The organism is Arthrobacter sp. ISL-85, from assembly GCF_018613675.1.
In the GTDB taxonomy this organism is placed as follows: Bacteria; Actinomycetota; Actinomycetes; order Actinomycetales; family Micrococcaceae; genus Arthrobacter.
This window is the reverse complement of sequence record NZ_JAGGPQ010000026.1, coordinates 122448-144607: the sequence shown is the minus strand read 5'-3', so window position 1 is coordinate 144607 and position 22160 is coordinate 122448. Positions and strand designations below refer to the sequence as shown.

The following is a 22160-nucleotide window of genomic DNA, read 5'->3' as shown; positions in this document are numbered from 1 at the left end:
GGGCACCGTGACGGCATCCCCGGCAGGCGCCGCCCCAGCACCGGCCAGGCGGGAACGGCTTAATCCGCTGACCCTGCTGGCGGCTGCCGCAGCCACGGCGGTAATCACGACGGCGGCCGGCAGCTGGGCACTGTCCCTCGCCGTGGTTGCCGCCTGCCTTGGCCTCTCCGCTGCAGGCGGCACAGCCGGGCGCGTGCTGCCGGCGGCCGCAGCGGTCCTGATCCCGTTTGGCCTGTCGCTGCTGGTCCTGCACGGGCTGTTCTTTCCCGAGGGCCGGACTGTCCTCGCCGAGTGGGGACCTGCCCGGGTCACCGCAGAGGGCCTGGACTTCGCCGGGCAGCGCATAGTGCAGCTGGCCGCCGTGGTCCTGGCCCTGCTGCTTTTCTCGTTCAGCGTCAGCATCCCGGACCTCGTGGCGGCGCTGTCCGCCCGCGGCGTCCAGGGCAGGTTCGCTTTCGTGCTGGCGTCCACCCTGACCCTGCTGCCGGCCATCGCGGACCGGGCGCGGCGGATCCGGCAGGCCCAGGAAGCGCGCGGCCTGGTGGTCTCGCGGAGCCTGTTAGCCAGGATCGGGGCATTCCGGCTCCAGGCAGTACCACTGGTCCTGTCCCTGATCGAGGATGCCGGTACCCGCGCTGCTGCCCTGGAGGCGCGTGGACTGAGCAACCCCGGGCCGCGGACCAGCTACCGGGAGGTGGCTGATTCCCGGCTTCAGCGGACAGTGCGGACAGTCCTGATGCTCGCGGCCCTGGCCGCGGTGGTTCTGCGGGTGGTGGCGCCCGGTGCCTGAATGCACCGCGGCTGCCGGCCGCGCCGTCCCCGTCAACAGGCCCGTCCTGGCTGCCGGCATCCGGGACTTCACTTTCCACGACGGGCATGCCCCCGTGCTGCATGATGTGGCCGTTACCGTGGCGCCGGGCTCCTTCACGGCCATCCTGGGCGCATCCGGAAGCGGCAAATCCACCCTGGGGTGCCTGCTGGCCGGTTGGCTGCCACCGGGCGGCCACGGAACGCTCGCAGGATTCCTGCAGCTGTCCGGTACACGGCTGGAGTTCGACGGCGGCGCGGGGGATCCCCGGATCGATCCCGCCCAGTGGGGCCGGCAGGTGGGGTTCGTGCCGCAGGACCCTGCCGCAGTCCTGTCGACTGTCCGGTCCACGGTGGCCGAGGAACTCGCGTTCGGCCTGGAAAATGCCGGCATGGAACGCGGCAGCATGAAAGCCGCCGTGGAGCGCACCGCACGGCTGCTGGGACTTGGCAGCCAGCTGGACCAGGACCCTGCCCGGCTCTCCGGTGGCCAGTTGCGGCGGTTGGCCATCGGCTGTGCAGTCATCCCCGGGCCCCCGGTGCTGGTCATGGACGAACCCTTCGCGTCCCTGGATGCGGCAGGAGCCAACGAGCTTGCCGCCCTGGTCCGGGATCTCATAAAGCGGGGGACCGCCGTCGTAATCCTCAGCCAGACAGTTAGCCCGCTCCTGCTGGAAGCCGGTACGTGGTTCGTGCTGAAGGACGGCAGGCTCACCGCCAGCGGGCCTCCCGCCGCAATGGGGCCCGGTTCCGGGCTGCTGCCGCCGGCCATTCGGCGCCTTGACGGCCTGGAAGCCGCTACGACGCCCGTGCTCCGGGCCTCGAGTCGCCAACCGGGGGAACTGCCGGCAGGCCCTGCGCTGGAGCTTCGGGGGGTGTCCTTTGGATACCCGAAAGCGCCCGTAAGCCGCCGCAGGCGTCGAAGGCAGGAGCCGGTGCCCGACCGCCGGGAAATGGTACTGCAGGATGTCCACCTGGCGGTTTATCCGGGGGAGATCGTGGCCGTCACCGGGCCCAACGGGGCAGGGAAGTCAACGCTCCTGCGGCACTTTAACGGCCTGCTGCGCCCCAGTGCGGGGACCGTCCTGGTGCATGGCGCCGACATCGGAGGTGTTCCAGTGGGAAAGACCGCGGCATCCGTGGGCCTGCTCTTCCAGCAGCCCCGTGACCAGCTGTTCGAACGGACTGTGCTCCGGGAGGTGATGTTCGGGCTGGACCGCCTGGTGGGAGCGGACGTGGCGGTGGCGCGCGCCGGCGCGGCGCTGAAGGCTGTCGGCCTGGCGGATGCAGCCCCGGAGCATCCCGCTGAGCTGCCGGCGTCCGCCCAGCGCCTGCTGGCCCTGGCCACCGTCCTGGCGCGCAGGCCCGCCGTCCTGGCGCTGGATGAACCTACCGTGGCGCTGGACGGGGACGGGCTGGCCCTGCTTGACGCCGCCGTACGCTCGGCAGCGGAGGCGGGCGCCGCCGTCGTGCTGGTCACCCATGAGTTGGGCTATGCACGTGCGGCGGCGCACCGCATCCTGGCGCTCGACGGCGGCCGGCTGCTGCCGGCGCACCGGCCGCCAGGGTACTGACCGCCGGTGCGCTTACCGCTGGGCCCGGCTTGAGGCCACGCCGGGTTGCAGGAACCGCTTGCCGTTGACCCGCTCCGACGCGCCCACGCGATCCAGGTACGGCGTGATGCCGCCCAGGAACATGGGCCAGCCCGCGCCCAGGATCATGCACAGGTCGATGTCCTCCGGGCCGGCGACGACGCCTTCGTCCAGCATCAGGCCGATTTCCTGAGCCAGTGCATCCTGGACGCGGTGCAGGACCTGCCCTGCCGTGGAAGGGCTGGTGCCAAAGGACATCAGTTCAAGGGTGGAGTGGGGGATGGCGCGGGAACCATCCGGGGCGGTCTCCCAGAGTGCCTTGACGTTGTTGTCGATGAGCTTCTTGAGGTTGACGGAGACCGGGAAACGGTCGCCGAAGGCAGCGTTCAGCGATTCCTGGACATGCTGCGCCACAGGGAGGCCCACCATGGCCAGCAGCGTGAAGGGCGTCATCGGCAGGCCCATGGGCCGCAGGGCGGTGTCCGCCACCTCTGCCGGAGTGCCTTCGTCGAAGGCGGCCGTCACTTCCCCCATGAGCCGCAAAAGGATGCGGTTGACCACGAACGCGGCCGCGTCCTTGACCAGCACGCCGGTCTTCTTCAGGGCCTTGGCCAGCTCAAAGGCGGTGGCCAGCACCGCGTCATCGGTCCGCGGGGCACGGACAATCTCCAGCAGCGGCATCACGGCCACGGGGTTGAAGAAGTGGAAACCCACCAGCCGTTCGGGGTGCTGCAGGTCCGCGGCCATTTCCGTCACCGAGAGGGAAGACGTATTGGTGGCCAGGATGCACTCCGGCGACACGATGCCTTCCAGCTCGGCGAAGACCTGCTTCTTGATGTGCAGTTCCTCGAAGACAGCCTCGATCACGAAGTCGGCGTCCGCGAAGGCTTCCTTTGACACCGATCCTGTCACCAGCGCTTTCGTGCGGTTGGCAGCGTCCTGGCTCACGCGCTTCTTCGCCAGCAGTTTGTCCACCTCGCCATGGACGTAGGCCACGCCTTTGTCCACCCGGGCCTGGTCGATGTCGGTGAGGACCACGGGCACCTTCAGTTGGCGGGCAAAGAGCAGGGCAAGCTGGCCGGCCATCAGGCCGGCGCCCACCACGCCCACCTTGGTAACGGGGCGGGCCAGCTTGCGGTCGGGAGCCCCGGCCGGGCGCTTGCCACGCTTCTGGACCAGGTCAAGGAACGCGTAGACGGTGGAGCGGAACTCATCCGTCTGCATCAGTTCAGCCAGGGTTTCGCACTCCAGGGCAGCGGACTCCGCTGCCGTCAAGGTGCGGTTGGCTTCCAGGATGTCCAGGACTTTGGCAGGGGCAGGGGAGGCATTGGAGGTCTTGCCTTCCACGAACTTCCGTCCGGCGTCCACGGCAGCGGACCAGCGGGCCGCTGCCTCAGGGGAGGTGGGGTCGACGGCGTTGGCACGGTCAGGGACCACCTCGCCGGAGATGACTCCCGCGGCCCAGGCCAGTGACTGCTCCAGGAAGTCGGCAGGTTCAAAGGCGGCGTCGGCGATTCCCAAACCGAACGCCTGCGCGCCGGAAAGCGTCCGGTTGTTGCTGAGCGGGTTCTCGATCATGACCTTGACGGCGTTTTCAGGCCCCACCAGGCGGGGAAGGATGTACACGCCGCCCCAGCCAGGCACCAGGCCCAGGAAGGCTTCCGGGAGCGCCAGTGCGCCTGCGCCGGTGGACACCGTGCGGTAGGTGGACTGCAGGGCGATCTCCAGGCCGCCGCCCAGGGCGACGCCGTTGATGAAGGCGAAGCTGGGGACGCCAAGGTTTGCCAGGGTTGCGTAAACGTCGTGGCCCAACTGAGCCATCCACAGCCCGTGCTCGCGGTTTTCCAGCGACTTCACGGCGGACAGGTCCGCTCCGGCCACTAGGTAATGCGGCTTTCCGGTCACCCCGACACCCACGATGTCTCCGCGGGCGGCACGGTCCCGCAGCCCTTCCAGCAACGTGCCGAGCTCGACCAAAGTGTTGGGGCCAAGGGTGGTGGGCTTGGTGTGGTCAAGGTCGTTGTCCAGCGTGACCAGGGCGAAGGTGCCCGGGCTTGGCTTCCCTGCAGTTCCCGGCAGGGTGATGTCCTGGACGTAAGAGTGGGTCACGGTTTCGTTGGGGAAGAGGTCCGCCAACTTGCGGTAATCTGCGGCGCTCATGCGTGGGCTCCTTCGGAAACGGTGGCGGAAGCGGTCTCCCCGGCGGGGGTTCCACTGTAGTCGGGGTGGTGCGGGTTCTCCCAGATCACGGTGCCCCCCATGCCCAGGCCCACGCACATGGTAGTCAGTCCATAGCGGACCGACGGGTCTTCCTCAAACTGGCGCGCCAGCTGGATCATCAACCGGACACCGGAGGAGGCGAGGGGGTGGCCCACGGCGATGGCGCCGCCGTAGCGGTTGACCCGGGGGTCGTCGTCGGCAATGCCGTAGTGGTCCAGGAAACTCAGGACCTGGACGGCGAAGGCCTCGTTGATTTCGAACAGCCCAATGTCATCGATGCCCAGGCCCGCAGTCTTCAGGGCCTTTTCGGTGGCTGGGACAGGACCGATGCCCATGACCTCCGGCTCCACTCCTGCATAGGCGTAGCTGACCAGCCGCATCTTGACGGACAGGCCCAGTTCGGCGGCGGCTTCGGCGGACGCCAGGACGGCGGCGGTTGCGCCATCGTTCAGGCCGGCGGCGTTTCCGGCGGTGACCCGGCCGTGGGCGCGGAACGGTGTCCGCAGGCCGGCGAGATCGGCCAAGGTGGTGCCCGGGCGGGGAGGTTCGTCCTTGCTGTGGACAGTCCAGCCCTCACCGGGCTTCCGGGCGGCAACGGGAACCAGGTCCGGCTGGATCATGCCGTCCTGGTAGGCGGCAGCCAGTTTGTCCTGCGAAGCCACCGCATAGGCGTCCGTGCGCTCCCTGGTGATGGCGGGGAAGCGGTCATGCAGGTTCTCGGCGGTGTTTCCCATGTTCAGGGCCGCCGGGTCCACCAGCCGTTCAGACATGAACCGGGGGTTGGGGTCGGCGCCTGAGCCCATGGGGTGGTGTCCCATGTGTTCCACCCCACCGGCAATTACCACGTCGTAGGCGCCAAAGCCGATGCCGCCCGCCGTGGTGGTGACAGCGGTCATGGCACCGGCGCACATGCGGTCGATCGCGAAGCCGGGAACCGTGCGCGGAAGGCCGGCCAGCAGCGCGGCCGTCCTGCCCAGGGTGAGGCCCTGGTCACCGGTCTGGGTGGTGGCGGCAATGGCCACCTCGTCGATCCGCTCCGCCGGCAGCGACGGGTTGCGGCGCAGCAGGCCGCGGATGCATTTTACGATCAGGTCGTCGGCCCGGGTTCCGGCGTAGATTCCCTTCTCGCCGGCCCTTCCGAAGGGTGTGCGGATGCCGTCCACAAAGACGACGTCGCGGACAGTGCGCGTAGATGCGCCGCTTCCGTGCTGGCTCACGTGTAACTCCTCATCGAGATGTGGCGCGCCGGGTGCATGCCGGAGGGCGGCAGCAGCCTGGCGTCGGTTCCACCGATGTTACTCGTGAGTAACTTAGCCTGCAAGGGCTTGGGCTTGCCTGGCTACTGTCCGCCGGCTACAACAGTGGCTTTGGGCTCCTTGGGCGGCAGCGGCTGCGGGCTCAGGAAAGCGGCCGTGATCAGCGGAGCAGCGAGTTCCACCTGCCACCCGCGGGCGCCGAGTTCCCGCAATTCAGCGGAAATTGAATCCTCGGAAACGTCTTCAGGCGGCCGCCATGCGACCCGCCGCAGGTAGTCGGGCGTCAAGAGGTTTTCCAGCGGCAGGTTCAGTTCCTCGGCCTTGGCCTGGAGCAGCGGGCGGGCGGTGGCCAGGCGTGCGGCGGCCTCGGGATCGCGGTCTGCCCAGACCCTTGGCGGCGGCGGGGCGTTCGTGGCCAGGTGCAGGGGCGGCAGTTCCTCCAGGTCCCGCGCTGCGGCGATGCAGCGCAGCCAGCGTGGAGCTTCGCGCTGGGCCGCGCGGCCGTGGAACCCCTTGGTGCTGAGCAGTTGCGGGACGGTGGCGGGCATGGCTTTTGCCGCAGCTACCAGGGCAGAGTCCGGAATGAGCCTGCCGGGCGCCACATCGCGTTTCTGCGCCAGTGAATCGCGTTCCAGCCACAGCTCCCGGACAGCGGCGAGCTGGCGGCGGTCCCGGATCTGGTGCAGGCCCGAGGTCTTCCGCCAGGGGTCCACCCGAGGGGGAGCGATGCCGGCGTCGAGAATGGCTGCGAATTCCTGCTCGGCGTACTCCAGTTTGCCGTCCGCCTGGAGCAGTTCGATAAGTTCCTCGCGGAGCTCGGTGAGGACCTCGACATCGAGCGCGGCGTAGCGCAGCCACGGCTCCGGCAGGGGGCGGGTGGACCAGTCCGCGGCGGAGTGTTCCTTGGCAAGCCCGAACCCCAGGAGCTGTTCGATGACCGCAGCCAGGCCCACGCGGGGAAGCCCGGCCAGGCGTGCGGCGAGTTCCGTGTCGAAAAGCTTGTCCGGCCACATCCCAAGTTCGGACAGGCAGGGCAGGTCCTGGCTCGCGGCGTGCAGGATCCACTCAACCCCGCGCAGGGCGTCGTTGATGATGCCCAGGTTCCCGAACGGCTCAGGATCGATCAACCAGGTCCCCGCGCCTTCGCGCCGGATCTGGACCAGGAACGCGCGCTGGCCGTAGCGGAACCCGGAGGCGCGCTCGGCGTCAACGCCGGCCGGACCGGTGCCGGCGGCAAGGGCTGCGGCGCAGCGTTCCAGGCCGGACAGGGTTTCGATGACCAGGGGAACGCCATCCCGGGGTGCGTCGAGATCGATGATTTCGGGGATGGGGCTGTCAAAGCCTTCCACCGTGATGTGGGGTGCGGCAGCAGCAGCCGGGACGCCGGCTGTGGTGTTTTCCGGAATGTTTGGGGTCATGATGCCCCCAGTTTACCGGGCTGCCCCATAACCGTTCTGTTGGCCCCTGCGCCGGGGCGGAAGGGCGGTAACGCCGTCAGGCAGCGGCGGGAGGCCCGCGAACGTGCACACCATGTCTGACCACGCTTCCAGATGCGCCTGGATATCGGCGGAATCCGGCGTCCAGGAGGCCCGGAGTTCGATGTCGATGGAGCCCGGCCGGCCGGCCAGGGTGCCGAAGCTTTCGGAAAGGACCCGGGTGGCGGTCCCGCCGGCTGCCCGGTAAGCAGCCTTGTGGTTCTCCAGCGCCTCCACCAGCCATGTCCATGCCACGGTTCCCAGCATTTGGTCGTTGCCCATCTCCGGTTCCAGCTCGGCCCGGATGTAGGTGACGATGCGGAACTCGCCGTCCCAGACTGCGGAGCCGTCCGGGTCATGCAGCAGGATGAAGCGCCCGGTGGCGAGTTCCGTCTCATCGTCGTCCGCCGGAGCGGCTGCGGTACCGGAGGCTGCGGCGAAAGCCAGTGCCGCCGGTCCGTGAACGGGTGTGGAAAGGGTACCTGCGCCGGGGGCCATGACTTCAGCACCGAGCGCGACGGCGAAGGGAGCCAGCCGTGCGGGGGCAGGGATTTCGGCCAGGCGCAGTTCCTTGCGGCACCGGGCTTTCCTGAGGGTTCCCAAGGCGTGGAGAAAATCCGGGGGAACCTGGTCAAGTGCGTTCACCTTGGCAGATTACGGGGCGGGGCGGGGCTGGACGGGAAGGCTCGCCGCCAGGGGCACGTCACCCTGCCTGGCCGTCCCGGTAATCCCGCAGTTCGTGGCGGATTGCGGCAGCGAAGGCATCAACATCCTCCTCGGTGGTGTCAAAGGAGCACATCCAGCGGACTTCCCCTGCTGCCTCGTCCCAGTCGTAGAACCGGAAGGAACTGCGCAGCCTGTCCGCCACCCCGGGGGGGAGGATGGCGAAGACGCCGTTGGATTCCGTCTTCTGCGTGGGGTGGACGCCCTCGATGGTGTCGATGGCGGCCCGCAGCCGGGCGGCCATGGCGTTGGCGTGGGAGGCGGAGCGCAGCCAGAGGCCGCCTTCCAGCAGGGCGATGAACTGGGCGGACATGAACCTCATCTTGGAAGCCAGTTGCATGTTCATCTTGCGCAGGTATACCAGGCCGTGGGCAGCCTCAGGGTTCAGCGCCACCACCACCTCACCAAAGAGGAGCCCGTTCTTGGTGCCACCGAAGGACAGGATGTCAACACCGGCGTCCCGGGTGAAGGCCCGCAGGGGAACGCCCAGGTGGGCGGCGGCGTTGGCCAGCCGTGCTCCGTCCATGTGCAGCTTCATGCCCTTGGCATGGATATGGTCTGCGATGGCCCGCACTTCCTCCGGCGTGTAGCACGTGCCCAGTTCAGTGGTTTGGGTAATGGAGACGGCCAGCGGCTGGGCGCGGTGCTCGTCGCCCCAGCCCCAGGCCTCCCGGTCAATAAGCTCCGGGGTCAGCTTGCCGTCCGGGGTGGGAACCTGCAGAAGCTTCATGCCGCCGATGCGCTCAGGTGCACCGTTTTCATCCATGTTGATGTGGGCGGTGGAGGCGCACACCACGGCTCCCCAGCGGGGGAGCAGGGACTGCAGGGACAGGACATTGGCGCCGGTGCCGTTGAAGACCGGGAAGCATTCGATGCCGGGGCCGAAGTGTTCAACCATGAGTTCCTGCAACCGGGCGGTGTAGTCGTCTTCCCCGTAGGAGACCTGGTGCCCGTCATTGGCCGCTGCCAAAGCTGCCAGGACCTCGGGGTGGACGCCGGAGTAGTTATCGGAGGCGAAGCCGCGCACGTTGGGGTCGTGGAGCCGCAGCGCCGCGACTGTTTCTGCTGTTGTCGTCATAGGGTTGCTCACGCTTTCAGTTTAGGTACAGTCGCGGCGGTCAGTCCGCCAGCCGGAGCCGGGCGCCGTTGAGTTCGGTGGACGGTGTGCCGAAAAGCCGGACGACGGCGGCGGCAAGGTCGGCCACGTCCGTCGCCCCCGGAAACTTCCGCTCCGGGTGGGCGCGCCGGAGTTCATCGTCTACCAGCGCCCTGACCACCAGGATGCTGGCAGCCGCCTGGCTTCCGTCGTCCCCGGCGGCCCGGCGGAAGCCGTCGGCCATGGCCATGGTCCAGGCTTCCGCCGCCGCCTTCGCTGCAACGTAACTTGCTGCCGCTGCGGTTGGTTTTTCCACGGCCGTAGAGGACACGATGGCAAACCTGCCGGCAGGGGACGCGGCGATGTCGTCGAAAAAGACCCGTGACACATTGCGCAGCGTGGTGATGGCGCCGCGCTCCAGGAAGTCCCAGTCGTCGTCGGACTGGTCAGTGATGCCCTTGGCCCCGCGCCAGCCGCCCACCAGGTGGATCACGGCATCCACTGGCCCGGCGGCGCCGGAGAGCTGCGCCCGCAAGTGCCGGACGCCGTCGAGATCCGCGAGGTCGCAGGTGTAGGGGGTGACGCCGTCGCCCGCCTTCTCCGCCGCCGCACGGATCCTGGCCTGGTCCGATCCCACGGTGGCCACGCGGTGCCCGGCCGCAGCCAGCGCACGGGCAACGGCGACGCCGGACGCGCCGCCGCCGCCAGCCACCAGGACATTCAGCGGCCTGTTGTCCAGTGCGGCAGCTGCAGTGGCGGAACCGGTCACAGCGCGGAGCGGCCGGTGATGCCGGCCGTGGATTCAATCACGGGGCGCATCTTCTTCTCCAATGCTTCGTAGAACATGGAAAGCGGGAATTCGTCGTCCAGTACCTGGTCAGTGAGGCCCCGGGGTGTTCCCGCCAGCGGCAGCGCGTCGGGCCCCTTTGCCCACACGGAGGCCGGGTTGGGTGTGACGGTTGCCGAAACCAGTTGGTAGGCCGCCAGCCAGTGCGCGGTCTTGGGCCGGTCGATGGAGCGCCAGTACAGTTCGTCGATGCTGGCTCCCAAAGCGATGACGGCATCGGCAACTTCATCCCAGTCGATGGTAAGCCGGGTGTCCGTCCAGTGCAGCACGTGCTGCTGGTGCAGCCACGCGAAGAGGAGTTGGCCGCCCAGGCCGTCGTAGTTGCGGACCCGGCTGCCGGTGATGGCGAAGCGGAAGATGCGGTCGAAGATGATGGCGTACTGCACGAGCTTGGCGTGCCGCCGGGCTTCGGGGTCGGCGTCGTCGTCCTTTTCGATCCGGACCGATTCGCGGAAGGCGGTGAGGTCGCAGCGGAGTTCCTCGAGGGAGTAAAGGAAGTAGGGCATCCGCTGCTTGATCATGAAGGGATCGAAGGGCAGGTCGCCGCGCATGTGCGTCCGGTCGTGGATCAGGTCCCACATGACGAAGGTGGCCTCGGTGAGGTCCTGGTCAACGAGCAGTTCCGCGGCCCCCTCCGGGAGCTCCAGGGAGGTGATCTCCGCGGCGGCCTTCAGCACACGGCGGAACCGGGCAGCTTCCCGGTCGGCGAAGATGGCGCCCCACGTGAAGGTGGGGGTTTCGCTGACCGCTACCGTCTCGGGGAAGAGGACAGCCGAGTTGGTGTCATAGCCCGGCGTGAAGTCGACGAAGCGGATGGGGACGAACAGTTTGTTGGAGTACTCGCCGGCTTCCAGGCCGGCAATGAACTCCGGCCAGATGACCTCCACCAGAACGGCCTCCACCAGCCGGTTGCTGCTGCCGTTCTGGGTGTACATCGGGAAGACCACCAGGTGCTGCAGCCCGTCATGGCGCTGCGCCTGGGGCTGGAACGCCAGCAGGGACGACAGGAAGTCCGGGACCGCGAAGCCGCCGGCGGCCCATGCCTGGAAGTCGGTGCAGGCGGCCTCAAGGTAGGCGGCGTCATGGGGAAAGGCGGGAGCCAGGGCCTTGACAGCACCCACGATGGTTTCCACGTGTCCGGCTGCTTCCAAGTGGTTGGCAGCGTCCGGGACGGACCCGTCCTTGGCCTGGAGGGCCTGAAGGGCGGCTGCCGCGCCCTTGAGCCGGAGCCAGTCCTGGTTCTGCGCGGAAATCCCGGTTACGGCGGTGGTCAGGGTCTCTGTCATCGTCGGCTGCCTTTCTGGTTGCTTGCTTCTCTTGCGAGCGTAACAAGCAACCAGCAGGACTTATGCCCGGCAGGTCTTTGCATAAGAAGGACTTGGCCTCGGGGCTTTTTGGACTGGACCGAGACCTGCCTTCGCCTGTGGGATCGGCTCCGTTTCCCGGGCCTTTGGGGCCTTAGTTTTGCTCCCCGTCATTCGCTTCGTTGTCTTGTGCTGCGTCCCTGGCCACGAGCCGGAGGGAGACCGAGTTGATGCAGTAACGCTGGTCCGTGGGTGTTCCGTAACCCTCGCCCTCGAACACATGCCCCAGGTGCGAGTCACAGGTGGCGCACCGTACTTCGATCCTCTCCATGCCCAAGGTGCGGTCATGGATGTAGCGGACGGTACCGTCGGCCAACGGAGCCCAGAAGGAAGGCCAGCCGCAGTGGGAATCGAACTTTTCGTTGCTGGTGAACAGCTCGGCGCCGCAGGCGCGGCATTGGTAGACACCCTCGGTGTGGGTGTCCCAGTACTCACCGGTGTACGGCCGTTCGGTCCCGGCCTGGCGGAGGACGTGGTACTCCTCCGGGGTCAGTTCCTCCCGCCACTGGGCATCACTCTTCCCGACAGACCCTCCTTGGGCCGTAGCCTCCTGCGCACTGCTGTTCTGTGTCCCACCAGCAACGCCTGGTGCCTTGTTACCGAAGATGCTGTTTCCAAATTTGCTCATAGCATTCCCAACGCTCAGGAGTCGCCGATAAATCCCGAGCCCGCGTACAGGTGGAGCACAGGAACGCCGAGTTGGTCCTGGGCCTTGTTGGCCCAGTCGGTATGGAAGGTATCGGCCACGGCATGCGGCCTGGTGATCACCACGGCCTGGGACGCGCCCGTTTCCCGGACCTTGGCCACGAGGCCGTCCACGGCCTTACCGTCCACCACCTGGCCGGTCACAGCGGAGCCCAGTCCCTCAAGCGCCGCGAGCGATACCGCCAGGGTTTCGTCTGCGCGGGTCCGTTCGGCGGCGGCATCCGGGTTACGGGCGGCCAGTTCGCGGAAGGCCTTGGCAACGTCCAGCATGGACAGGTTTTCCAGAAAGTCCACGAGCAGGTGCCGCTCCGTGTTGGCTGGCACCAGGACCACCAGGCGGCTGTCCGAACCATCCACGAGCCGTTCGATGTTAAGGCGGTCGTCCGCGCCCAGGGGTTCTTCAGTCAGGATGACGATGGGATCACTCATGGCCTTAGCCTAGTCCCGCACGTAGAGCCCTGCACTGCACTTCGGAGCGGTCCCGGTTCAGCCGGACGGCGCCGTGCCGGGCCGGTCCTGGAATGCGGGCATCTGCGGCAGGGCCGGTAAGAATAGTCCCATGGCACCTTTCCGGCGAGCGCGCCCTGCAATGACTGCACCCACCAGGGAATCCGGCGGGGTTTCGCCGGGGGCCAAGTGGGCCATTGGCGGTGCCATCGCCGGCGGGTCGGTGGCGGGCCTGCTGGGAGCGGGTTCCTCGGCGCTCGCCGTGTATTTTGCCCGCCGGGTCATCACCCCGGCCCGGCAGCGGGTGGCGGACAAGGAAGTGCTCGCCGTGATTCGCGACGGGCAGCAGCAGCAGGTGATCCTGGCCGCCAACGATGACACCACCGTGGACGGGGTCTACGGGTTCTTTTTCGACGGCGGCAAAGGGCATGCACGGATCGGACGCATCGTTTCCTACTCGCCCGCCGAGCGGACAGTGCTGCGCGAGGTCGAAGCCGTCTACAGCGGCGATCTCGCCACGGCCCGCTGGGGATGGTGGAGCGGCGCCACCTACCCGGACCCGGCCGCCGTCGGAATTCCGGCCGAGGACGTGCAGATCCCTGTTGAGCGCGGCGAAGCTCCCGCCTGGCTGGTCCGGGCAAACGGGACGGCGCGGACCTGGGCCATCATGGTGCACGGGCGCGGGGCCACCCGGCAGGAAGCGCTGCGCGCGGTGGGTCCGGCGCTGGAACTGGGCCTGACCAGCCTGTTGGTGTCCTACCGGAATGACGGACTGGCGCCGTCAGCCGACGACGGGCGGTACGGCCTGGGGTCAACGGAGTGGCAGGACATCGAAGCTGGCATTGGGTACGCGCTGGCCAACGGCGCCGAGGAAGTTGTCCTGTTCGGCTGGTCCATGGGCGGGGCCATTTGCCTGCAGACTGCGGATCTTTCCCGCTACCGGCACCTGATCCGGGCCATGGTGCTGGACGCACCGGTGATCGACTGGGTCACAGTGCTGGCGCACCACGCGCAGCTGAACCGGATCCCGTCCCTGGTGGGCCGGTATGGACAGCTGATGCTGGGCCACCCGCTGGGACGCAGGCTCACGGGCCTCTCCGCGCCCGTCGACCTGAAAGTCATGGACTGGGTGTCCCGGGCCGTTGAGCTGCGGACTCCCACCCTGATCATCCACAGCGTGGACGATGAGTATGTACCGTACGGACCGTCAGCCCTGCTGGCAGAGCGGAACCCGGAAATGGTGACGTTCGAAACGTTCAACCACGCACGGCATACCAAGGAATGGAATGTGGACCCCGAGCGCTGGGAACGGCTGGTGAAAGCCTGGCTGCGCCAACAGCTCGCCCCGCGGCTCAACCCGGGATCAAGCCTTAACCCGGGATCGGGCCTTAACCCTGAATCAGGCCCTGGTCCGGAGTCATCGGACTCAAGGCCCGGGGCGGATGCGCCGGCCCGGTCAACGCAGCCGGGGGCCTGATATGGGGAAGCAACGCGGTACAGGAGCCCTGCTCGAACGGGGCCGGCAGCTGGCGGCGGAACTTCCAGGACTGGTGGCGTCAGCTCCGGGCAGGCCGGCCCAGGCCTCGCACGCACCCTTCGACGGCACGGTGGTGGGTGAAGTACCCGTTTGCATTCCGCAGGACGTGCGGGCCGCCGTCGACACTGCCCGCCTTGCCCAGCGGCACTGGGCAGGCCTGTCCATCGCTGAACGGAGCGCCGTGATCCGGCGGTTCGTGGCGCTGCTGCTGGAGCGGGAGCGGGACATCCTTGACCTGGTGCAGGCGGAGAGCGGCAAGTCCAGGTTGAGTGCCTTCGAGGAGTTCGCGGATGTTGTCCTGACGGCCGGCTATTACGAGCGCAACGCCGAGCGGTACCTGGGACCGCGCCGCCGGAAGGGCGCAGCCCCGGTACTGACCCGCACCACCGAATACCGCGTGCCAAAGGGAGTAGTGGGGGTCATCAGCCCCTGGAACTATCCGCTGACGCTTGCGGTTTCGGATGCCATCCCGGCACTGCTGGCGGGCAACGGCATTGTCCTGAAGCCGGATTCCCGAACGCCCTTCACGGCCCTGCTGATGCTCAGGCTCCTCCGGGAGGCCGGCCTTCCGGCTGACCTGTTCCAGATCGTCACCGGCCCGGGCACTGTGATAGGCCGGGCCTTGATTGACTGCGTTGACTTCCTGATGTTCACCGGATCCTCCAAGACCGGCAAGACCGTTGCCAGGCAGTGCGGTGAGCGGCTGATCGGTTTCTCCGCCGAACTGGGCGGCAAGAACCCCATGCTGGTGCTGGCCGATGCGGACGTGGGCAAGGCCGCCGCCGGCGCGGTGCACGCCTGCTTCTCCAACTCCGGGCAGCTGTGCGTCAGTATTGAGCGGATTTATGTGCACGCTGACGTCCATGACAGCTTCCTGGCTGCGTTCACGGCCAAGGTAAAGGACATCCGCATGGGCGCCGGCCCGGACTGGGACATCGGGATGGGATCGCTGATCAGCACGCAACAGGTTGAGCGGGTGGACCGCCACGTCCAGGATGCGCTCGCCAAAGGGGCCCAACTCCTCACCGGCGGCCGGCGCCGGCCTGACCTGGGCCCCTTGTTCTACGAACCCACCGTCCTGGCAGGAGTCAGGGAGGACATGCTCCTTGCCCGGGAAGAGACCTTCGGGCCGGTGGTCTCCGTCTACCGGGCGGCGGACGACGACGAGGCCGTCGCCCTGGCCAACGATTCCGACTTTGGCTTGAATGCCAGTGTCTGGTCCGCCCGGCACGGGGAAGAGGTGGCCCGCCGGCTGCTGACAGGAACTATCAACGTCAATGAAGGCTATGCCGCAACCTGGGCATCCCATGATGCACCCATCGGAGGCATGAAGGACTCCGGTGCCGGCCGCCGCCACGGCCGGGAAGGCATCCTGAAATACACCGAGCCGCAGACCATCGCCGTGCAGCGGCTGCTCCGGGTGGCTCCCGCGCCCGGGATGTCGAACCAGGCCTACGCACGGATCATGAAAGGCGCCATCACACTAATGCAGCGCTTCCCCCGAAACCGCTAAATGCCACAGCCTGTGCCACGACCCGAGGAGAACTGAGATGGCTAAAGGAACCCGGCTTTCCGGCGCAACACTGTTGGTCACGGGAGGGGGAAACGGGCTGGGCCGCCGCCTGGCGGTCGGCGCCGCCCGGCGCGGCAGCCGCGTGCTGATCTGGGATATGGACGCAGCACGGGGCACAGCGGTGCGCGACGAAATCCGGGCCGCCGGCGGGCACGCCGAGGCCCGGGCCGTGGACGTCACGGACCGGGAAGCCGTCAAGGCTGCCGCGGCGGAGGCAGGGCCGGTGGATGTCCTGGTCAACAACGCGGGGGTGGTCAGCGGCCAGCGACTCAGTGACGCCACGGAGGAAGCCATCGAACGGACCATGAATGTCAACGTCATGGCCTTGTACTGGGTCACCCGCGCTTTCGTCGGCGGCATGGCACAGCGCGGGCGCGGCACCATGGTCACCGTTGCCAGCGCTGCCGGGCTGGTGGGAGTTGCCCGGCAGACGGACTACTCCGCCAGCAAGTTCGCCGCCTTCGGCTTCAACGAATCACTCCGGGCAGAGCTCCGGGCGGATCAAACGCCTGTCGGCACGCTCGCCTGCCGCCAGGGAACTGATGGGCGCCGTGACGGCGTTCGTCAGGCGGACCAGGTCGGCAGGGGCCAGCTCAATGTCCAGGCCACGCTTTCCCCCGGATACGAGCAGGGTTTCCAGGGCCAGGGCGCTGGAATCCAGCACCGTGGGGGAGGGCTGGCGCTGGCCGAGCGGGGAGATACCGCCCAGGACATAACCCGTGCGGCGCTGGGCCGCAGCAGGATCGGCCATGGCAGCTTTCTTGGCGCCGAGTGCGGCGGCCATGGCCTTCAGGTCCAAGGTGCCGCTGACCGGAACGATGCCTACCGCGAGCCTGCCCTCCACTTCCACCATCAACGTCTTGAAGACGCGGGATGGATCGATGCCCAGTGCTTCCGCAGCTTCGGCACCATAGCTGGCGGCGGAGGGATCGTGGGTGTACGGATGCAGCACAAAGGGAACCCCGGCCGCGGTCAAGGCCGCGGTGGCCGGGGTTCCCTGGGATGAGTTTTTTCGCGCCATCGATGCGCGTCAGGCCTGGGTTCGGGACGCCGCAGCCACCTTGCGCTTGATCCTGCCCAGCATGGCGGTCATGCCGCGCATGCGCAGCGGCGTGATGGCCCTCGTGAGCCCCAGCAGTTCCGGCATGTCGTCAGGCACGGACAGGATCTCCCCTGCCGACAGGCCGTCCAGGCCCTCGTGCAGGACGCCGGCGAATCCCCGCGTAGTTGGGGCCTCGGCAGGTGCCTTGAAGAACAAACGGACGGCGCCGGCGTCGTTATTCTCCGTCTCAATGGTGAGGAACAGCGGCGACTGGCACTCCACCACCTGCTCGAGGAGTTCCGGGTGGTCCTTGAGCCGGTCCGGGAGTTCCGGCAGTCCTTCAGAGAACTCCAGCAGCAGCTGCAGCCTCTCGGGTTCGGACAGGGCCTGGAAATCGTCCACGATTGCCGCCAGGGCGGAAGGCAAAGCTTGAGTAGTCATCGGTCCAAGTCTACGCGGGGGAGCCTGGTTACGCTCCGACGGCGACGGGCACGGAACCGCGCTCGGCGCCCTTGACGATCGGGACGCGCACGGCGTTGCCCCACTCGGTCCAGGATCCGTCATAGTTGCGGACGGTCTCAAAGCCCAGGAGGTACTTGAGGGCGAACCAGGTGTGGCTGGACCGTTCGCCGATGCGGCAGTACGCCACGACGTCGTCGCCCTCGGCCAGTCCGGCCTCGCCCAGGTAGATGGCTTCCAGTTCCTCCCTGCTGCGGAACGTTCCGTCCTCGGCGGCGGCACGGGCCCACGGAATGGAAGCTGCGGTGGGGATGTGGCCGCCGCGCAGGGCGCCCTCTTCCGGGTAGGCCGGCATGTGGGTGCGCTGGCCGGTGTACTCCTCGGAAGAGCGGACATCGATGAGCGGCTTGCCCAGGTGCGCCAGGACGTCGTCCTTGAAGGCGCGGATGGGGGCGTCGTCGCGCTCCACGACCGGGTAGTTTCCGGGAACGGGGGCGGGCCGGTCCTTGGTCAGTTCGCGACCTTCGGCGACCCACTTGTCCCGGCCGCCATCCAGCAGCCGGACGTCCTGGTGTCCGAAGAGCGTGAAGACCCAGAGGGCGTAGGCGGCCCACCAGTTGGACTTGTCACCGTAGATGACCACGGTGCTGTCGCGGGAGATGCCTTTCGACGCCGCGAGTTCAGCAAACGCGGCACCGTCAACGTAGTCGCGGGTGACGTCGTCGTTCAGGTCCGTGTGCCAGTCGACTTTCACGGCACCCGGGATGTGGCCGGTTTCGTACAGGAGCACGTCCTCGTCGGACTCCACCGCGATGAGGCTGCCGTTTGCCACTGCGCCGTTTTCGATGGCGGCCGCGAGCCACTCGGTGGACACGAGTCGCTCCGGGTGGGCGTAGGCTGCGAACTTCTCATTCTGTTCAACCGGGTAGGGCATGGCTTGGCCTTTCAGTAAAGAGAGCGGGAATTGGAACCTGTTCCCACCCTAGCCAGCGCCCGTGGGGTTGTCCGTATTCCGTTAATAGGGCGAAATGTTGCCTTCGTCACGCCGCGGGGCGGCTGGACGGCGTCCCGCCCGGGTACGGTCCGCATTGCCGGTATCCTTTCTGGGGACCAACCACCAGCAGAACGGACCACCTTGGTACAGATCGAACAGCTTGCCGCCCGCACTCCGGCAGTCTCGGTGGACGAACTCCTCAAGGGGTTCTACCCGTCACCGCGGTTTGGGGAGGTTTCCTTTTCGAGCTACCGCCCGGACCCCAAGCAGCCCAGCCAGGCCGCCGCCGTGCGTGCACTGGAGGGATTTGCCGACGGCGTTGGGTCGGGTAACGGGGGCGGGCTTTTCAAGAAGCTGTTCGGCAAGAAGGACGAATCCAGGGCGGGCATTTACCTGGACGGCGGTTTCGGCGTGGGCAAGACCCACCTGCTCGCATCCCTGTGGCACGCAGCGCCTGGCCCCAAGGCTTTCGGCACCTTCGTGGAGTACACCAACCTTGTGGGCGCACTGTCCTTCCGCAAGACCGTAGACGCCCTGAGCGGTTACCAGCTGGTCTGCATTGACGAATTCGAACTGGACGATCCGGGCGACACGGTCCTGATGTCCCGGCTCATGCGGGAGCTGGCCGACGCCGGGGTCAAGCTTGCCGCCACATCCAACACGTTGCCCGGCTCCCTGGGGGACGGCCGTTTCGCCGCCGTAGACTTCCAGCGCGAAATCCAGGTCCTGGCAGACCAGTTCGACGTGATCCGCATCGACGGCGAGGACTTCCGGCACCGTGGCCTCCCCGCCGCACCGGCACCGCTGAAGAACAGCGAACTCAACGCGCACATGAAGGCCGAATTCGACGGCAAGACCGTGGCCCAGGACGAGTTCTCCACCCTCATCCACCACCTCGCCGGCGTACACCCCAGCCGCTACCGCCAACTGATAGCGGGCGTGGACGGCGTGGTGTGGCGCAACGTCGAAACCATCACGGAGCAGGCCGTGGCGCTGCGCTTCGTGGTCCTCGCGGACCGGCTGTACGACAAGGACGTGCCCATCCTGGCCAGCGGTGTTCCGTTCGACAAGCTGTTCACGGAGGAAATGATGACCGGCGGGTACATGAAGAAGTACTTCCGCGCGGTCTCCCGGCTCACGGCGCTGGCCCGCGAAGGCCAGAACCACGAACCTTCCTAGGCGGACTTCTTCCCCACCCGGAGGCCGGGCCGGGGCTGCAACACCAACCGGACTGCCAGCCCGGCAAGGAGCGCCCAGAAAGCGGAACCGATTCCGGCGAAAGCCAGGCCCGAAGCCGCCATCAAAAAGGTGACGGAGGGGGCAATGCGGTCTTCCGGGTCCGCCAGTGCAGCGGAGACTGCTGAAGCCAGCGTCCCCAGCAGGGCCAACCCCGCCACGGTTTCCAGCATTCCTGCCGGCGCCTGGTTCACCAGGGAGACCAATGCCGTGGAAAAGGCGGCCAACACCAGGTAGGCCAGCCCGGACGTAAAGCCGGCGATCCACCGCCTGCTTCGGTCCGCCCCCGCTTCCTCACCGGCAGCCAGGGCTGCGCTCAGCGCTGCCAGGTTGATGGCGTGGCCGCCAAACGGCGCCGCCGCGACAGTTCCCGCTCCCGTGACCAGCATGGCCGGCCGCCACGGCGTGTGGTATCCGAAGGAACGCAGCACCGCTACGCCCGGCACGTTCTGCGAGGCCATGGTCACCACGAACAACGGGAGGGCAATCCCTGCCATAGCTTGCAGGCTGAAGGTGGGCGTGGTCCACGCCAGTGCAGGCAGCATGGTTCCGGGGTCCGCCGACGGCACGCCGGAGGCCAGGGAAATGCCGATCACGGCCAGGGCCGTGAGCAAGGCGCCGGGAACGGCCCAGCGCGGAGCGAACTTCATCATGACCAGCCAGCAGAGAATCACCGGCGCCACGAATACAGGCACGGTGCCCACGGCCTTGAAAGGGGCCAGGCAAAGCTGGAGCAGGACCCCGGCAAGCATCGCCTGGGCCAGGGAGGAGGGGATGCGCGCCATCACCCTGCCAAGCGCCGGCACCAGGCCAGTCAGGGCCAACAGCAGCCCGGCGGCAACGAAGGCCCCGACGGCGGCCGGCCACCCGCCGTCGGGCACTCCTGACGCCGCAAGCAGCGCCGCGCCGGGCGTGGACCAGGCCAGGGTCACCGGGACCCTGGAACGCCACGCAAGGAGCAGGACACCAAGGCCGACAGCGAGCGTCAGTGCGAGCAGGCCGGACGCCGCCTGGGCAGGGTTGGCCCCCACAGCAGTGAGCCCGGCCAGGACGACGGCAAACGATGAGGTAAAGCCCACCAACGCGGTGACGATCCCCGCCACTACCGGACGGGAATCCATCTGGAAACGGGCGGCATGCTGGGTGGTGGAAGGTGCGGGGGACTTGGGCATATCCGCAGGTTACCGGTGGGGCATGATGAAGCGGGAATTGGAGCGGATCGGCCGGGCCAGCGGCGAACCCGCCTTACCCAAGGCGGGTCCACCCGGCTTTAAACGCCAAAGGCGCGGGCACCGCCTCGCGGCGGGACCCGCGCCCCGTTGACGTGCTAGGGCAACGCCTTGGCCAAATCCTTTTACGGAGCCCTGTCTACCGGTGGAACCGGATTTCCAGGAGCTGCCGGGGGAACTTGTCCGGCGGCAGGTGCCTGGCCCGGGGTTCCGTTCTGGTCAACGAGCTTGGAAGCGCCATCCTGGATCTTGTCGACATGGCCCGCGTACTTGCCGCCGGTCTTGGTGTCGACGAAATCGCCGGCCTTGGTGATGCCGTCCTTGATGGCCTGCTCGTTGCCGCGGATGAGACCCTGAGCCTTGCCCTTTAGATCGTCAATCAAACCCACGGGCACCTCCCTTCTATCGCGGAGCCAGATCGCTCCTCGCGCATTCGATCTTATCGGGGCGCGGAAGAGGTGCCAAGGGAATCGCGTTCGCCTGCAGCGGATGCGTCGAAACGACAAAAGCAGCTCCGGGGAGCTGCTTTTCATGGTGGGCGATACTGGGATCGAACCAGTGACCTCTTCCGTGTCAGGGAAGCGCGCTACCGCTGCGCCAATCGCCCGGGACCGGAAGACCGGCATATGGGATATAAGAGAGCGGACGACGAGATTCGAACTCGCGACATCCACCTTGGCAAGGTGGTGCTCTACCAGCTGAGCTACGTCCGCATTGTGCAGATTGTCCCGGGATAACCGGTGGTACTGCCGGCAAGCCGCCTTGCCGAGTGGGCGATACTGGGATCGAACCAGTGACCTCTTCCGTGTCAGGGAAGCGCGCTACCGCTGCGCCAATCGCCCATTGCATCCGGAAGTCCGGAAACCATGGTTTTCACCGAGGTGGGTACGGGATTCGAACCCGTGTATACGGCTTTGCAGGCCGCTGCCTCGCCTCTCGGCCAACCCACCGTGTAAGCGTCAATTCCGAAGAATATTTGCTCTGACAGTGTCCTGCGAGCGGACGACGAGATTCGAACTCGCGACATCCACCTTGGCAAGGTGGTGCTCTACCAGCTGAGCTACGTCCGCATTTTGGAGGCTTGAATCCCTGCCGTTTCCGGCATTTCCTCGCGTTCCAACGAGTAAAAACAATATAGGAGGTTCGGGGAAACTCCAAATCGCCCGGGCGCCCCGGGGTAACGTCCCCCGTACAACCGCGGGATTCTGCGGATCCTGGAAGTTACAGGCGTGTAATTTTGGGCGGGGTCAAGGCCTCGATGCAGGTCTGGTGCTGTCCGCTGTGGTGCTCCGGCCTGTTTGCGGGCGGGGGATAGCGCGGCGCCGGCCCCGACTTCAGGGCGGCACCGCTGATTTTTGAATTGGGGCAGAGGTGGGCTAGCATTCAAATGCATCGGGGCGATTGGCGCAGTGGTAGCGCGCTTCGTTCACACCGAAGAGGTCACTGGTTCGAACCCAGTATCGCCCACCGCAGAGGTCCGTTTCCGCTCATCAGCAGCGGAAACGGACCTCTTTTGCGTGCGGCTCCTGCCGCCGGAGATTTTGTCGGCCCCCTGTGA

General features: G+C 67.2%; 19 protein-coding genes, 6 tRNA genes and 1 pseudogene. 7 read left to right on the top strand and 19 right to left on the bottom strand.

Annotated features, from left to right (window positions below):
- Positions 1 to 7: 7 nt before the first annotated feature.
- Positions 8 to 790 (top strand): energy-coupling factor transporter transmembrane protein EcfT, encoded by a 783-nt coding sequence (locus tag J7I84_RS19420; protein WP_214946147.1) that lies wholly within the window; start codon positions 8 to 10, stop codon positions 788 to 790.
- Positions 783 to 2381, top strand: a complete 1599-nt coding sequence (locus tag J7I84_RS19415) for an ABC transporter ATP-binding protein (RefSeq protein ID WP_214946146.1) — start codon at positions 783 to 785, stop codon at positions 2379 to 2381. The genes J7I84_RS19420 and J7I84_RS19415 overlap by 8 nt, the downstream gene beginning before the upstream one ends.
- Positions 2382 to 2393: 12 nt before the next feature.
- On the opposite strand, the gene J7I84_RS19410 is transcribed toward J7I84_RS19415, so the two are convergent.
- The 9 genes from J7I84_RS19410 to J7I84_RS19370 form a co-directional block, all read right to left on the bottom strand.
- On the bottom strand, positions 2394 to 4559 hold the full coding sequence (locus J7I84_RS19410; RefSeq protein WP_214946145.1) for a 3-hydroxyacyl-CoA dehydrogenase NAD-binding domain-containing protein: 2166 nt from the start codon (positions 4557 to 4559) through the stop codon (positions 2394 to 2396).
- Positions 4556 to 5836 carry an acetyl-CoA C-acyltransferase gene (locus J7I84_RS19405; RefSeq protein ID WP_214946144.1) on the bottom strand — a complete coding sequence of 427 codons (1281 nt, stop codon included), beginning with the start codon at positions 5834 to 5836 and terminating at the stop codon, positions 4556 to 4558. The genes J7I84_RS19410 and J7I84_RS19405 overlap by 4 nt, the downstream gene beginning before the upstream one ends.
- Before the next feature lie 122 nt (positions 5837 to 5958).
- On the bottom strand, positions 5959 to 7293 hold the full coding sequence (locus J7I84_RS19400) for an HRDC domain-containing protein (protein WP_214946143.1): 1335 nt from the start codon (positions 7291 to 7293) through the stop codon (positions 5959 to 5961).
- A 12-nt stretch (positions 7294 to 7305) separates the two neighbouring features.
- Positions 7306 to 7995 (bottom strand): DUF3000 domain-containing protein, encoded by a 690-nt coding sequence (locus J7I84_RS19395; protein WP_214946142.1) that lies wholly within the window; start codon positions 7993 to 7995, stop codon positions 7306 to 7308.
- A 58-nt stretch (positions 7996 to 8053) separates the two neighbouring features.
- Complete coding sequence (locus J7I84_RS19390) at positions 8054 to 9151, bottom strand: low specificity L-threonine aldolase (RefSeq protein WP_214946167.1); 1098 nt, start codon at positions 9149 to 9151, stop codon at positions 8054 to 8056.
- A 40-nt stretch (positions 9152 to 9191) separates the two neighbouring features.
- Positions 9192 to 9938, bottom strand: coding sequence for an SDR family NAD(P)-dependent oxidoreductase (locus J7I84_RS19385; RefSeq protein ID WP_311381170.1), 747 nt, complete (start codon positions 9936 to 9938; stop codon positions 9192 to 9194).
- Positions 9935 to 11302: a DUF6421 family protein gene (locus tag J7I84_RS19380; RefSeq protein ID WP_214946141.1), complete on the bottom strand. Its 1368-nt coding sequence runs from the start codon at positions 11300 to 11302 to the stop codon at positions 9935 to 9937. Before J7I84_RS19380 ends, J7I84_RS19385 begins: the two co-directional genes overlap by 4 nt.
- A 172-nt stretch (positions 11303 to 11474) precedes the next feature.
- Positions 11475 to 12008, bottom strand: a complete 534-nt coding sequence (msrB, locus tag J7I84_RS19375) for a peptide-methionine (R)-S-oxide reductase MsrB (protein ID WP_214946140.1) — start codon at positions 12006 to 12008, stop codon at positions 11475 to 11477.
- A gap of 14 nt (positions 12009 to 12022) precedes the next feature.
- Positions 12023 to 12514, bottom strand: a complete 492-nt coding sequence (locus J7I84_RS19370) for a hypothetical protein (RefSeq protein ID WP_214946139.1) — start codon at positions 12512 to 12514, stop codon at positions 12023 to 12025.
- A 160-nt stretch (positions 12515 to 12674) separates the two neighbouring features.
- Here J7I84_RS19370 and J7I84_RS19365 point away from each other — a divergent pair, with 160 nt between their 5' ends.
- The 3 genes and pseudogenes from J7I84_RS19365 to J7I84_RS19355 all read left to right on the top strand — a co-directional run.
- A complete protein-coding gene (locus J7I84_RS19365; protein ID WP_251046848.1) occupies positions 12675 to 14009 on the top strand; it encodes a S9 family peptidase in 1335 nt (444 codons plus the stop codon).
- Position 14010: 1 nt separating this feature from the next.
- A complete protein-coding gene (locus J7I84_RS19360) occupies positions 14011 to 15582 on the top strand; it encodes a succinic semialdehyde dehydrogenase (protein WP_214946138.1) in 1572 nt (523 codons plus the stop codon).
- Positions 15583 to 15619: 37 nt separating this feature from the next.
- Positions 15620 to 16144 (top strand): annotated as a pseudogene (locus J7I84_RS19355) (SDR family NAD(P)-dependent oxidoreductase); the annotation flags it as partial.
- Here the strand turns inward: J7I84_RS19355 and ybaK are convergent.
- From ybaK to J7I84_RS19340, 3 genes are read right to left on the bottom strand one after another with little or no spacing between them, the layout of a single operon-like run.
- Positions 16118 to 16663 carry a Cys-tRNA(Pro) deacylase gene (ybaK, locus tag J7I84_RS19350; RefSeq protein WP_214946165.1) on the bottom strand — a complete coding sequence of 182 codons (546 nt, stop codon included), beginning with the start codon at positions 16661 to 16663 and terminating at the stop codon, positions 16118 to 16120. The pseudogene J7I84_RS19355 and the gene ybaK sit on opposite strands and share 27 nt — an antisense overlap.
- A 9-nt stretch (positions 16664 to 16672) precedes the next feature.
- Entirely contained in the window at positions 16673 to 17125 is a 453-nt protein-coding gene (locus J7I84_RS19345) for a SufE family protein (RefSeq protein WP_214946137.1), read from the bottom strand.
- 28 nt (positions 17126 to 17153) lie between these two features.
- The gene (locus J7I84_RS19340; protein WP_214946136.1) at positions 17154 to 18077 is read right to left on the bottom strand and encodes a sulfurtransferase; all 924 of its coding nucleotides are present in this window, start codon (positions 18075 to 18077) and stop codon (positions 17154 to 17156) included.
- A 201-nt stretch (positions 18078 to 18278) separates the two neighbouring features.
- Here J7I84_RS19340 and zapE point away from each other — a divergent pair, with 201 nt between their 5' ends.
- Entirely contained in the window at positions 18279 to 19316 is a 1038-nt protein-coding gene (gene zapE, locus J7I84_RS19335) for a cell division protein ZapE (RefSeq protein WP_214946135.1), read from the top strand.
- Here zapE and J7I84_RS19330 read toward each other — a convergent pair.
- From J7I84_RS19330 to J7I84_RS19300, 7 genes are all read right to left on the bottom strand, one after another.
- Complete coding sequence (locus J7I84_RS19330; protein ID WP_214946134.1) at positions 19313 to 20545, bottom strand: benzoate/H(+) symporter BenE family transporter; 1233 nt, start codon at positions 20543 to 20545, stop codon at positions 19313 to 19315. The genes zapE and J7I84_RS19330 overlap by 4 nt on opposite strands.
- Before the next feature lie 182 nt (positions 20546 to 20727).
- A complete protein-coding gene (locus tag J7I84_RS19325) occupies positions 20728 to 20991 on the bottom strand; it encodes an antitoxin (RefSeq protein ID WP_214946133.1) in 264 nt (87 codons plus the stop codon).
- Positions 20992 to 21134: 143 nt separating this feature from the next.
- Positions 21135 to 21209, bottom strand: a tRNA-Val gene (locus J7I84_RS19320).
- A gap of 33 nt (positions 21210 to 21242) precedes the next feature.
- Positions 21243 to 21315, bottom strand: a tRNA-Gly gene (locus tag J7I84_RS19315).
- A 57-nt stretch (positions 21316 to 21372) separates the two neighbouring features.
- Positions 21373 to 21444: transfer RNA gene (locus tag J7I84_RS19310), tRNA-Val, on the bottom strand.
- 37 nt (positions 21445 to 21481) lie between these two features.
- Positions 21482 to 21552 (bottom strand) — tRNA-Cys (locus J7I84_RS19305).
- 47 nt (positions 21553 to 21599) lie between these two features.
- Positions 21600 to 21672 (bottom strand) — tRNA-Gly (locus J7I84_RS19300).
- Positions 21673 to 21997: 325 nt separating this feature from the next.
- Between J7I84_RS19300 and J7I84_RS19295 the strand changes: the two genes are divergently transcribed.
- Positions 21998 to 22069, top strand: a tRNA-Val gene (locus J7I84_RS19295).
- Positions 22070 to 22160: the final 91 nt, after the last annotated feature.